Annotated in this window: 11 protein-coding genes; all 11 read left to right on the top strand. The window is 40.6% G+C overall.

Annotation, left to right across the window (positions count from 1 at the left end):
- Positions 1–11 precede the first annotated feature (11 nt).
- The 11 genes from asrC (at position 12) to mobB (ending at position 12,838) form a co-directional block, all read left to right on the top strand.
- A complete protein-coding gene (asrC, locus tag JBW_RS13850) occupies positions 12–959 on the top strand; it encodes a sulfite reductase subunit C (protein WP_007953873.1) in 948 nt (315 codons plus the stop codon).
- A gap of 152 nt (positions 960–1,111) precedes the next feature.
- The gene (locus tag JBW_RS13845; protein WP_007953874.1) at positions 1,112–2,413 is read left to right on the top strand and encodes an MFS transporter; all 1,302 of its coding nucleotides are present in this window, start codon (positions 1,112–1,114) and stop codon (positions 2,411–2,413) included.
- A 21-nt stretch (positions 2,414–2,434) separates the two neighbouring features.
- Positions 2,435–6,124 (top strand): nitrate reductase subunit alpha, encoded by a 3,690-nt coding sequence (locus tag JBW_RS13840; protein WP_007953875.1) that lies wholly within the window; start codon positions 2,435–2,437, stop codon positions 6,122–6,124.
- Positions 6,114–7,595, top strand: a complete 1,482-nt coding sequence (gene narH / locus JBW_RS13835) for a nitrate reductase subunit beta (protein WP_007953876.1) — start codon at positions 6,114–6,116, stop codon at positions 7,593–7,595. Before JBW_RS13840 ends, narH begins: the two co-directional genes overlap by 11 nt.
- Complete coding sequence (gene narJ, locus JBW_RS13830) at positions 7,585–8,130, top strand: nitrate reductase molybdenum cofactor assembly chaperone (RefSeq protein ID WP_007953877.1); 546 nt, start codon at positions 7,585–7,587, stop codon at positions 8,128–8,130. The genes narH and narJ overlap by 11 nt, the downstream gene beginning before the upstream one ends.
- Positions 8,127–8,828, top strand: a complete 702-nt coding sequence (narI, locus tag JBW_RS13825; protein WP_007953878.1) for a respiratory nitrate reductase subunit gamma — start codon at positions 8,127–8,129, stop codon at positions 8,826–8,828. The genes narJ and narI overlap by 4 nt, the downstream gene beginning before the upstream one ends.
- Before the next feature lie 123 nt (positions 8,829–8,951).
- On the top strand, positions 8,952–9,386 hold the full coding sequence (locus JBW_RS13820) for a GAF domain-containing protein (protein WP_007935458.1): 435 nt from the start codon (positions 8,952–8,954) through the stop codon (positions 9,384–9,386).
- A gap of 38 nt (positions 9,387–9,424) precedes the next feature.
- The gene (locus JBW_RS13815; RefSeq protein WP_007953879.1) at positions 9,425–10,480 is read left to right on the top strand and encodes a PAS domain-containing sensor histidine kinase; all 1,056 of its coding nucleotides are present in this window, start codon (positions 9,425–9,427) and stop codon (positions 10,478–10,480) included.
- The gene (locus JBW_RS13810) at positions 10,470–11,129 is read left to right on the top strand and encodes a response regulator (RefSeq protein ID WP_007953880.1); all 660 of its coding nucleotides are present in this window, start codon (positions 10,470–10,472) and stop codon (positions 11,127–11,129) included. Before JBW_RS13815 ends, JBW_RS13810 begins: the two co-directional genes overlap by 11 nt.
- Positions 11,130–11,344: 215 nt before the next feature.
- Positions 11,345–12,316, top strand: coding sequence for a GTP 3',8-cyclase MoaA (gene moaA / locus JBW_RS13805; RefSeq protein ID WP_007953881.1), 972 nt, complete (start codon positions 11,345–11,347; stop codon positions 12,314–12,316).
- A 33-nt stretch (positions 12,317–12,349) separates the two neighbouring features.
- Positions 12,350–12,838, top strand: coding sequence for a molybdopterin-guanine dinucleotide biosynthesis protein B (gene mobB, locus JBW_RS13800; RefSeq protein WP_007953882.1), 489 nt, complete (start codon positions 12,350–12,352; stop codon positions 12,836–12,838).
- Positions 12,839–12,932: the final 94 nt, after the last annotated feature.

Here is a 12,932-nt window from a genome sequence, read left to right as displayed (position 1 = left end):
GAGCAGTATGTATGGATATAAATACAAAAATACTAAAAAAGAATGCCTTTCGTATAACAAAGGAAAGATATAAGACTGCTATTAGGATTAGGGTTCCAGGGGGAGAAATGGCAGCAAAATATCTGGATACGGTTAAGTACGTGGCAGAAACATTTGGTAATGGTACCATTCATATAACAACGCGACAAGGTTTTGAGATTCCAGGTATTGATATTGAAAAAATGGCAGAGGTGAATGCCATAATTCAAAGTCTAATCGACGGACTTGAAGTTAACCAAACTGATTCTAATGCAGGATATTCTGCAGCAGGTACCAGAAATGTTGCGGCCTGTATTGGGAGTCGGGTATGCCAGTTTGCTAATTTTGATACAAGTGCTTTTGCTCAACGGATAGAGAAAGTGATTTTTCCTAATGATTATCATGTGAAAATTGCTCTTACTGGTTGTCCTAATGATTGTATTAAGGCAAGAATGAATGATTTTGGCATTATTGGCATGAACGAGCCACAGTATGATTCCTATCGGTGCATTGGATGTCAGGCATGTGTAAAAGCTTGTGAAAAAAAATCTGCTGGCGCCTTGAAATTTGAAAACTTTAAGGTAGTCAGGCATTCAGATAAATGCATTGGCTGCGGAGAATGTGTATTAAAGTGCCCAACAGGGGCTTGGACGAGAAGTTCCAATAAATTATATCAGCTTGTAATTATGGGAAGAACGGGAAGAAAGAACCCTAGAATTGCGCAGCCGTTTATCAAGTGGATTGATGAAGCTAGTGTTTTAGAGATCATTAAAAATACCTATGCCTATGTCCATAATTATATAGACAAAGATGCACCAGGAGGAAAGGAACATGTAGGATACATTGTTGATAGAACTGGTTATCAGGTATTCAAAAACTGGGTATTGAAAGATGTAATTTTGAATCCTAAGGCGCAAGTAGCGGAGTATATATATTGGTAAAGTTAACAATAATGACATAAATAATTTTTTATAGCCAATGTAGGGGATCCCCTTAATCGATATAGGGGATTCCCTACATTACTTTTCATCGACAAAATATTAAAATAAATCTGACAATATATATTACACACTTACTAAAGGGGGACCAGTCATTGTATAAATTGAAAATATGGAAACCGGAGGACCCTGTTTTTTGGGAGCAGGAGGGAAAAAAAATTGCGAACCGAAATTTATGGATTTCTGTTCCGGCTCTACTCGTATCTTTTTGCATTTGGGTGTTATGGTCGGTTGTAGCGGTTAATCTTAACAGTGCAGGGTTCACATTCAGTACGGAGGAGTTGTTTAATTTAGTTGCTTTGCCAGGATTATCAGGTGCAACGTTACGAATTTTTTATGCTTTTGTAATACCTGTTTTTGGTGGACGGAATTGGACGGTGATTAGCACAGCATCTCTTTTAATTCCAGCGATTGGTATTGGATATGCAGTACAGGATATCACTACAACCTATAGAACGATGATGATATGGGCTATTTTATGTGGCTTAGGTGGAGGAAACTTCGCATCGTCTATGGGTAACATTAGTTTCTTTTTCCCTAAGAAATTGAAGGGAACTGCATTAGGAATTAATGGGGGATTGGGTAATGTAGGCGTCAGTGTTGTACAGTTTGTGGTACCGTTTGTTATTACCTTTGGAATCTTTGGCAGTATCGGTGGTGAGCCTCAACTTTTAGTGAATGGTGGGAGTGCTAAAAGTGTTTGGCTGCAAAATGCTGCTTTTATATGGATCATTCCTATTGTAGTGATCACAGTAGCCGCGTTTTTTGGTATGAATAACCTGGAGACTGCTAAAGCATCCCTTCGTGAACAATTCAGCATCTTTAGCTGTAAACATATGTGGGTCATGAGTTTTATCTATACCATTGCTTTTGGTTCTTTTATTGGTTATTCCGCAGTGTTTCCTTTATTGATAAAGTTGCAATTTCCTGGCATTAACCCGTTGCAGTATGCTTTTTTGGGACCGCTCGTAGGTGCTCTCTCTCGTCCTATAGGAGGCTGGGCTGCTGATAAATACGGTGGGGCGCGAGTAAGCTTTGGGTCTATTTTTATTATGAGTGGTGCTACCTTAGGAGTTATCTTTTTTATGAACCAACATAATTTTGTCGTATTTTTTATCATGGCATTAATTTTATTTGTTACTACTGGGGCAGCCAGCGGTTCTACGTTTGGCATGTCTTCCAAAATATTTAACCCTAAAGAAGCAGCGCCAGCTATTGGCTTTATTTCAGCCGTTGCTGCTTATGGTGCGTTTTTTGTTCCCATAGCTTTTGGTTGGTCAACACGGACTACTGGATCGCCTGCCATGGCCTTATATGGTTTTATTGCCTTTTATATCATCAGTCTATTTGTAATTCATTATTATTACAGTCGAACAAATGCAGAGATAAAGTGCTAAGAAATATGGAGGTGAGAATAAATGGAGAAGCAAGAATTACCATTATGGAAAAAACTGAATTTCTTTAAAAGCAAAGAAACAGCACAGAATGGATGGAGTCAAGTGGTTGCAGATGATCGAAACGCTGAAACTATATACCGTAAGCGTTGGAATTATGACAAAGTGGTACGCACGACCCATGGTGTAAACTGTACAGGGTCCTGCAGCTGGAAGATATTTGTTAAGGACGGTATTATTACCTCAGAAAACCAGCAGACAGATTATCCTTCCACAGGACCGGATATGCCAGAGTTCGAGCCTAGAGGATGTCCAAGGGGAGCTAGCTTCTCCTGGTATGTATATAGTCCTCTTAGAATTAAGCACCCCTATATTCGCAGTCAATTATTGTCATTATGGCGTGAGGCATTAACAAAAAATAATGGTCATTTAGTAAAGGCTTGGGGCTCGATTGTAGAAGATCAAGACAAAGCAAAACAATATAAAGAGGTACGGGGGAAAGGCGGCTTTGTGAGGGCTGAGTGGCAAGAGGTTAATGAAATCATGTCAGCTATGCTGCTATATACCATTATCACTTACGGACCTGACCGCATTGCTGGTTTTACGCCTATACCTGCCATGTCCATGGTCAGCTATGCAGCGGGATCACGATTTTTATCACTCTTAGGTGCCCCTATGCTAAGCTTTTATGACTGGTATGCAGATTTGCCCCCTGCATCACCACAGATATGGGGTGAGCAGACGGATGTACCAGAAAGCAGCGACTGGTATAATGCGGGATATATCATTATGTGGGGTTCCAATATACCAATGACTCGAACACCGGATGCCCATTTTATGACGGAAGTCCGTTATAAAGGTACGAAGGTCGTAGCCGTCAGTCCCGACTATGCGGAAAATGTAAAATTTGCCGATAATTGGCTTCCAGTTAATCCGGGGTCAGACGCTGCTTTAGCTCAGGCAATGACCCATGTAATTTTGAAAGAATTTTATGTTGATAAACAAGAAAAATACTTCCTGGATTATGCAAAACAGTTTACGGATATGCCATTTTTAGTACTCATTGAAAAAGAGGATACTGTTTATACCCCGGGGCGTTTTGTGCGGGCTAGTGATCTTGGGTTGGCAGTAAATAAAGGCGAGTGGAAACCAGTATTATGGGATGCATTACAAGAAGGCCCGGCAATTCCTAAAGGGACCATTGGCCAGCGTTGGGACAGTACGGGACAATGGAATCTGAAAATGGAGAATGAATCGGGTGAGGCTCTTTCTCCGTTACTGACATTCCTTGGCCTGGAAGATGAGCAAATTTGCGTGGATCTTCCTGAATTTACGGAAGGTGGTACTGGAATTGTTAAACGAGGCATCCCCGTTAAATTCATTATGAAAAACGGTAAGTTACTAAGAGTCACAACTGTATTTGATCTGATGTTAGCTCAATATGGAGTGAAACGTAATCTGCCAGGGCAATATCCTATAGATTATTATGATGAACAAACATATACCCCGGCTTGGCAAAAGAAACATACGAATGTGGAAACGGAATTAGTAATTCAGATAGCTAGGGAGTTTGCCCAAAATGCTGCCGATACGTTGGGACGGTCCATGATTATCATGGGAGCAGGCATTAATCATTGGTTTAATGGAGACACCATTTATCGGGCTATATTAAATTTGGTAATCCTAACTGGCTGCCAGGGTGTAAATGGCGGTGGCTGGGCTCATTATGTAGGACAGGAGAAGTGCCGTCCTATCGAAGGCTGGGGTACAGTAGCATTTGCTCGTGACTGGTCAATGCCTCCCCGTCTGCAGAATGCGACCTCCTTTTTTTATTTTGCCACCAACCAGTGGCAGTATGAAACACATAGCATGGATGGACTAAAATCACCAACAGTCACTAAAAGCCGCTATAGCCATCCCGCAGACTATAATGTGTTAGCTGCCAGACTCGGATGGATGCCTTCCTATCCTCAGTTTAGTGAAAATCCTTTACAGCTAAGTACTAAAGCCGGTCAAGCAGGAGCTGAAACTTCCGAGCAAGTCATCAGTCATGTCGTTGAAAAACTCAAGGACAAATCCATGTCTTTTGCCGTAGAAGACCCTGACAACAGGAAGAATCACCCTCGTGGATTATTTGTCTGGCGTTCTAATTTGATTTCTAGTTCTGGTAAAGGGCATGAGTATTTTCTGAAATATTTACTGGGAGCATCTCATGGTCTCTTATCGGAACCGAATGAAGAGCTAAGGCCAGAAGAAGTTACGTGGAATAATGCACCGCCAGAAGGTAAGCTGGATTTATTGGTTACTATAGATTTTCGCATGGCTGGCACGGCGCTTTATTCTGATATTGTACTGCCTGCAGCTACTTGGTATGAAAAAACAGATTTAAGCAGTACGGATATGCATCCTTTTGTTCATCCTTTCAATCCAGCTATTAATCCACCTTGGGAAGCCAAATCAGATTGGGATATTTTCAAAAGTTTAGCAAAGGCCTTTTCTACTATAGCAAAAGAATATCTGCCTGAGGTGCAACAAGATATTGTGGCAGTGCCTCTTATGCATGATTCGCCAGGCGAGATTGCCCAGCCTTTTGGCAAGGTGCTGGATTGGCGCAAAGGGGAAGTAGAGGCGGTGCCTGGAAAGACGATGCCGAATCTGGTAATGGTGGAGCGGGATTATAAAGAAATTTATAATAAATTTACTTCCCTTGGTCCATTATTAGAAAAAAATCCAGTGGGTGCCCATGGTATTGCTTTTCCTGTTAAAGAACAGTACGAAGAGCTAAAAAAGAGTAATGGGCAGATTACTGTGCCAGGTGTGGCTTTCGGTCGTCCTGCCATCGAGACTGCTCGCCAAGTGGCAGAAGCAATCCTTACATTGTCAAGTGCTACCAATGGCAAATTAGCCAGGAAAGCTTGGGAAGATGCAGAAAAGAAAACGGGTATGGAACTTAAAGATATCAGCGCTGGCAGGGCGGGAGAAAAGTTTACTTTTAAGGACATTACGGTGCAGCCTAGGCAAGTTATTCCCACACCTGTGTTTACTGGTTCCAATCAAGGAAATAAGCGCTATTCACCCTTTACTACCAGTATCGATCATTTGATGCCTTTTCGCACATTGACAGGACGGCAGCATTTCTATATCGATCATGAAATCATGCTGGAGTTTGGTGAAGCCATGCCTGTATATAAACCGACTTTATCGCCGGTGCTGTTTGCTGGCAAAGAACATAACCCCCTAACGGCAGGTAAGGAGATTGTGTTGCGATATCTTACCCCTCATGGCAAATGGAATATACACAGTACCTATCAAGATAACCTGCATATGCTGACCTTATTCCGCGGTGGGCCTCATGTGTGGGTGAATCACCGGGACGCCTTGCAGGCAGATCTTAAAGATAATGACTGGGTAGAAGTATATAACCGTAATGGCGTAGTTGCTGCCAGAGTAGTAGTAAGTCACCGTATGCCTCGGGGTACTCTTTATATGTATCACGCCCAAGATAAGCATATCAATGTCCCAGGCTCATCCATCACTGGTCAGCGAGGCGGTACACACAATAGTCCTACACGGGTTCATGTGAAGCCCACCCAATGTATTGGCGGATATGCCCAGCTTAGCTATGGGTTTAACTATTACGGGCCAATTGGCAATCAAAGAGATATCTATGTTGCAGTTCGCAAGTTGAAGGAGGTAGCTTGGCTTGAAGATTAAAGCTCAATTGGCTATGGTAATTAATTTGGATAAATGCATTGGCTGCCATACTTGCAGTGTGACCTGTAAGAATACTTGGACCAATCGTGAGGGTGCGGAGTATATGTGGTTTAACAATGTAGAAACCAAACCTGGCATTGGTTATCCTGTGGAATGGGAAAATCAAGAAAAATATAAAGGTGGTTGGGAATTACAAGATGGTAAAATCAGGCTAAAAGGCGGCAGTCGTTTGGCAAAATTATTATTTAAGTTGTTTCATAACCCTGATATGCCGACTCTTGATGATTACTACGAACCTTGGACATATGATTATGAAAAACTACTGAACAGTCCCACCAAACGCTATCAGCCCGTTGCCCGTCCTAAATCAGTGATCACTGGTAAGAATATGGAGTTAAAGTGGGGGCCAAACTGGGAAGATGATTTAGCAGGTGCCCATCAAACTGGTATTAAGGATCCGAATATAGTAAAGATGCAGGAAAAAGTGAAATTTGAGTTTGAACAGACCTTCATGGCCTATCTACCAAGAATTTGTGAACACTGCCTAAATCCTGGCTGTGTGGCAGCATGTCCCTCAGGTGCTATTTATAAGCGGGAAGAAGATGGCATTGTATTAGTCGATCAGGACGCTTGCCGAGGCTGGCGTCTGTGCATGACGGGCTGTCCGTATAAAAAAGTTTATTTTAATTGGCAAACCCATAAAGCAGAAAAATGTATTTTTTGCTTTCCCCGGGTGGAATCTGGTCAGCCTACTATTTGTTCAGAAACTTGTTCTGGTCGTGTGCGGTATATGGGCGTTGTATTGTATGATGCAGATAGAGTAAAAGAAGCGGCATCCACTGTCAATGAACAGAAATTATATGAGGCTCAGCTTAGTGTATTCTTAGACCCAGCTGATCCTGAAGTGATTGCAAAGGCTCGCCTTGATGGCATATGTGAAGATTGGTTAGAAGATGCGAAGCGTTCCCCCATTTATGATTTAGCTGTACGGTATGGGGTGGCACTGCCGCTGCATCCGGAATTTCGCACCATGCCAATGGTATGGTATATACCACCTCTTAGTCCCATTGTTAGTGCGGCAAAAGAACAAGGGGTGAATCCAAATCTATTTCCATTACTCGATGATATGCGTATTCCCATCGAGTACTTGGCCAATATCTTGACGGCTGGTAATATAGAAGCTGTAAAAATTGCTTTAGGTAAACTGCTCGCGATGCGAACCTATATGCGATCAATCAATACGAACAAAACAGTTGATGTGGATAAGCTAAGGACGGCTGGTCTTGATGAAACTGCTGCCGAGCGTATGTATCGTCTGCTGGCCATTGCCAAATATGAGGATCGCTTTGTTATTCCCACATCACATCAAGAAAAATATGTGAATGTATATAAACAGCAAGGTAGTTGTGGTTATTCTCTGCCCCAGGGTAACTCTTTCTATAGCACTGGAGGTGAAGAGGGTGATAGATAAAGAAATGTTGCAATTCCTCTCCATATTGCTGCAATATCCTAAGAGCAGGTGGCTAGAAATCAATCAATTACGTATACTGGCAAATAAATTGGAACATTTGCCTCAAAAAGAAAATGTAGATACTTTTCTGGATTATTTGGACCATAGAAGTTGTGAAGAATTAGCAGCAGAATATGTAGACACTTTTGATTTTAGCGAACACTGTAATTTGTATATTACCTCCTTGCTCTGCCCGGATGATCGAAAGCGTGGTCAGGTGCTGGCAGACTTGAAAGCAATCTACTTACAAGCTGGACTTGAGGTAGATACAGAGGAATTACCTGACTACCTTCCCCTGTTGCTTGAATTCTTAGCGATTGCTAATCAGGAATCATGTAAGCAGGTTCTAGAAATTGTAGGTCCTGGTATGGATAAATTATGGCAGCAACTTAAGGGAAAACATAGTCCCTATGCTGCATTGCTTGAGGTTTGCGTCGAATCTACAGTACCAGTGGCATGTGTAGAATCTGTCCATATAGGGGGAGATCTATCATGAAATTCACAGAACAATTTCTATGGGTGATCTATCCTTATATAGCGTTAACTATTTTTGTTGTTGGGCATATTTATCGTTATAATACGGATCAATTAGGGTGGACAGCTAAATCAAGTGAATTATTAGAAAAACGTAGTTTATGGTGGGGTAGTATGTTGTTTCACGCTGGTATTTTAGCCGTCGTTGGAGGGCACATTTCTGGTCTGTTGATCCCTAAGGCCTTTTTTGAATCCATTGGAGTAAATGAACAGATGTATCATATGGCTGCTGTTTATGGTGGAGGACCAGCTGGCCTGGTCACATTAGCAGGTATTCTTATTCTTACGCTGCGCCGCTTTGGCAATGATCGTGTATTTGCAGTTAGTAGTGCAGCTGATTTAATTGTTGTGATATTGGTGCTGATTGAAGTTTCGTTAGGGTTGGCAAGTACAATTACAAATGTACTGAGCACAGGTAGTTTTGATTATCGGGAAACCATTGGTCCTTGGTTTAGAGGTTTATTATTTTTGCAGCCTGCTGCTTCCTTTATGGCTGCTGTACCTTTGGTGTTCAAACTTCATGTTGTAGTGGGTTTTGGAATATTTGCAATGTGGCCTTTTACAAGATTAGTACATGTATGGAGTATGCCTATTGAATATATCAACAGAGCATATATTCAATATTTTAGTAAGGACTTAAAAGTAAAATCATTTCATTGAGTTGTAAGGGCAATCAAAGTTATTTTTTAGATTGCCCTTATTTCATAACCTTCTTTGTCTTTGCTTTTAAATAGAAACTGTGCTAAATTGTAAGTAAAATTAATATTTCGGGAGAATTTCTTAATGGATACACTAGCAGGAGTAATTAATAAATATTTGGAGGAGTTACGACAACGGACTGATGCTGACTTCTCGGCTTTTGCCTGTCAAGAGCCAGGAGAAGCTGTTATTCGTTGGAAATATGCAGTAGGTAATAAAAATGAACGGTTTAGGCGGATTGTATTACGTTCTGGTAAAGGAATTGCAGGAAAAGTATTGATGGCAGGTAGGCCAATGATATTAGAGAATTATGAGCATAGGCAACATGATGACCCTCAAGAATATCCCATTCTTTATGCTGAAGAACTGCGATCCGCTTTGGGAGTTCCAGTCTTGATAGCGGGAAGAGTAAAAGGTGTGTTATTAATTGGTTATCGTAATCCATGTAGAATAGAAGAAGTGATAGTTGGATTAGTCAAACAAGTTGCTAAAGAAATGGAAAATATAATAGGTATCTGAGAGAAAAGCATGCATTTACTATAATGGAGGCTATTGGCGTGAGGCAGAAAACTTCGGAGCCATTATTTAAAGACATTTTTCAGTATGGAAGCGATGCAATTGTCATTTTAGATGATAAGGGTATTATTATTGATGCGAATCCGTCAATCGAAATGCTGACGGGCTATTGTACTGAAGAGCTGATTCATAAAATGAGTTTATGTGATATTTGTCATGGGATGGAAAGGTGTGCAGATTTTACAGTTTGTATAAATTGTTTTACTACCTTAGAAAGTATGTCTTCCTTTAAAATTCGTTTATTGCACAGAAAGGGACATATTTTCTCGGTATCAGCTAGTACAACTCGTTTGCCGCAGAATGCTGGTGGTTTTTTGATCGTCGTACTTCGCGATATGTCCGAATACAATAAGCAAGACCAAAAATATGTTCAAAAAAAAATGGCGAATTATATGATTCAGGCGCAAGAAGGAGAACGTAAACGTGTGTCTCGTGAGCTGCATGATGGAGTGGGGCAAACCATTTATAGCATGATTGTAGGGCTTAATATAATTGAACAGATGGAACTAGAAAACGACTTAAAAAGTCATTTTCAATTAGTGAGAGATATGGCGGTTCAAGCTTTAAGTGAAGTCCGACATATCTCTGTAGATCTAAGACCTTCCTCACTTGATGATTGGGGATTTGTACCAGCCTTGCGTTCTTTCATTAAACAGTTTGAGCGAACCTATGGAATTGTAACAAGGTTATCCGTTGTAGGACAAGAGCGTCGTTATGGAGCATCGATAGAAACAGCACTTTATCGTATTTGTCAAGAAGCTATGATAAATGCGGCTAAATATGCGAATATTGATACATTAGAGATACATTTTGAAGAACAGGATCAACTATTGTATTTGGCAGTTATAGATTTGGGACGGGGTTTTAATCTAGAGAAAATAGAAGTGATGGGAACAGGATTAGGGCTTTATGGTATGCGAGAAAGAGCGAAATTGATTGGCGGTACTCTTAAAATTACTTCCGGATGTGATCATGGTACTACGATTCGTGTATATGTTCCCTTGGGCAAAGAGGAGGAAATAATCCATGACCATTAGTGTTCTAATAGCTGATGATCACGCTGTTGTCCGTTCGGGATTAGCTATGTTAATTAATTCCCAGCAAGATATGCAAGTGGTAGGGGTGGCTGCTGATGGAAGAGAAGCGGTAGAATTAGGGGTAAAACTTCTTCCTCAGGTGGTACTTATGGATTTGAGCATGCCTCCAGGTGAGAATGGTCTGATTGCTACTGCTAGATTAAAGGAATTACTACCAGAGATTCGAGTGCTGATTCTAACCATGCACGATGATGAAGAATATCTATTTCAGTCTTTAAAGGCAGGGGCAGTGGGATATATTGTAAAAACTGCTCCTGACTTTGATTTACTCAAAGCCATTCGCACAGTTCACCAAGGGGAATCTTATTTATATCCATCTGCTGCTAAAACTTTAATTGAAAGATTTTTACGTCAGGGAAATAAAAGCGAAGAATTTGAGTCATTGCAATTACTAACAGAACGAGAGAAACAAACATTGCGCTTGGTGGCTATGGGGTATGCTAATAAAGACATTGCTGAGCAACTTTGTCTTTCTGTTAAGACTGTTGAAGCTTACAAGGCTAGAATTATGGAAAAACTTGATTTAAAAACTAGACCGGAAATGGTTAGATATGCAATGAAAAAAGGATTATTAGATTTGGAAGGCTAATACTATCAACAGTATGAGAGTAATCTTCATTTAGAATTGTTGCAAAAAGACTTGATTTAGATGGAGTTAACACCAAATGACCGATTTGTTGTACTTATCCTCCGGAATTAATCGCACACGAACTATCTTTTGGAAGAGGGGGAGTCTTATAGCGAATTGGTCATCGGATAAATACCATAGTATTTTGTAATAAAAATAAGACAGGAGGTTGCAGGATGAATGGTTTATATGACAGTGTGGGAAGGCACATTCATTACCTGCGAGTAGCAGTAACAGATAGGTGCAATTTTCGATGCCAATACTGTATGCCTTCAGAAGGTGTAAAATGGATGGAGCATAATGATATTTTACAGTATGAAGAAATCTTGCGCATTATTACTGCCTTTGCCAGCTTAGGGGTTGATAAAGTACGTATTACTGGTGGTGAGCCTTTGGTACGTAAAGGGATTGTTGGCTTTTTACATAAGGTAACAGCTATTCCTGGGATCAAAGAAGTGGCTGTAACAACGAATGGTAGTATGCTGGAAGAATATGCTTCTCTTTTAAAGGAAGCTGGGGTGAAACGTATCAATGTGAGTCTTGATACATTAGATCCTGAGCGATTTAAACAGATAACAGGACATGATGCATTGTATCGGGTATTAGCAGGAATAAAAACGGCGCAAGAAATCGGTCTAACACCGATTAAGTTAAATATGGTAGTTATGAACGGCATAAATTCAGATGAAATTGCTGATTTTGCGAACTTGGCTATAAATAATCCCTATCAGGTTCGATTTATTGAATATATGCCCTTTGCCTTGGAACGAAAATATTTATTTGCAGCAGATAAAATGAAGCAGCAACTTTTAAAAGCTGGCTTTGGTAAACTGATTCCTGAAATGAGTAATCACTCACCGGCTCAAATATATCGCTTCCCTCAGGCACAGGGCTCAATTGGTTTTATTACTCCTATTTCTCAACATTTCTGCAGTTCTTGCAATCGAATTCGTCTTACTCCTGATGGCAATCTTAAACCTTGTCTGTTATCGAACCAGGAATATTCCTTGCGTGAAAGACTGCGTGCAGGAATTTCTGATCAGAAGCTCTTGGATACGATAAAACAAGTGATCTGGAATAAACCCAAGGAATGTAACTTGAGGAATGGGGGAAAAAGTGAAAGAGGTATGCATCGTATTGGTGGCTAATTTAAAGTAATAGTGGAAAGAAGGAAAGCGACTATGATACCCCTTGTCTCCTTTGTAGGTTATTCCAATAGCGGTAAAACGACGCTTTTGACAAAGGTTATTCGTGAGTTGAAAAATCGTGGTTATCGTATTGCAGTGATTAAACATGATGGTCATGATTTTGAAATAGATCATGCTGGGACGGATACATGGAAGCACCGCCAAGCTGGTGCTGATGTTGTATGCATTGCCTCTGCGCATCAAGTCGCAATCGTGCAGACCCTTACCCAGCCACTTGCGCTGGATGATATCATTCAAGGGATTAACAATGTGGATTTAATTTTGACAGAGGGTTTTAAACAAGAAGAAAAACCACAAATTGAGGTACATCGGCAGGGAAAAGAATATATTGGCCTAAAAAAGAATCGAATCGCCTTAGTTGCAGATCAGCAAATTTATACTGGTGTCCCTTATTTTAAGCTGGAAGAGGTTAAAGAGGTTGCTGATTTTTTAGAAAATAGAATTCGGTTATCAAAAGTATAGCTGGCAAATTGCTAGAAGAGAGACGCTGCGGTGTCGCAGCTGTGAAGGTGAGTTTAATATCTTCATCATTCATTTATAAAGGGAGGATTTGTGC

This window comes from Pelosinus fermentans JBW45 (assembly GCF_000271665.2).
GTDB classification, from domain to species: Bacteria; Bacillota; Negativicutes; order DSM-13327; family DSM-13327; genus Pelosinus; species Pelosinus baikalensis.
This window is presented reverse-complemented; position numbering and strand designations above follow the sequence as displayed.

Bases quoted from the DNA above. Each gene is read 5' to 3' on its own strand.
- asrC (WP_007953873.1), top strand. From the start codon at position 12: ATGGATATAAATACAAAAATACTAAAAAAGAATGCCTTTCGTATAACA.
- JBW_RS13840 (WP_007953875.1), top strand. From the start codon at position 2,435: ATGGAGAAGCAAGAATTACCATTATGGAAAAAACTGAATTTCTTTAAA.
- narI (WP_007953878.1), top strand. From the start codon at position 8,127: ATGAAATTCACAGAACAATTTCTATGGGTGATCTATCCTTATATAGCG.
- JBW_RS13820 (WP_007935458.1), top strand. From the start codon at position 8,952: ATGGATACACTAGCAGGAGTAATTAATAAATATTTGGAGGAGTTACGA.
- JBW_RS13810 (WP_007953880.1), top strand. From the start codon at position 10,470: ATGACCATTAGTGTTCTAATAGCTGATGATCACGCTGTTGTCCGTTCG.
- moaA (WP_007953881.1), top strand. From the start codon at position 11,345: ATGAATGGTTTATATGACAGTGTGGGAAGGCACATTCATTACCTGCGA.
- mobB (WP_007953882.1), top strand. From the start codon at position 12,350: ATGATACCCCTTGTCTCCTTTGTAGGTTATTCCAATAGCGGTAAAACG.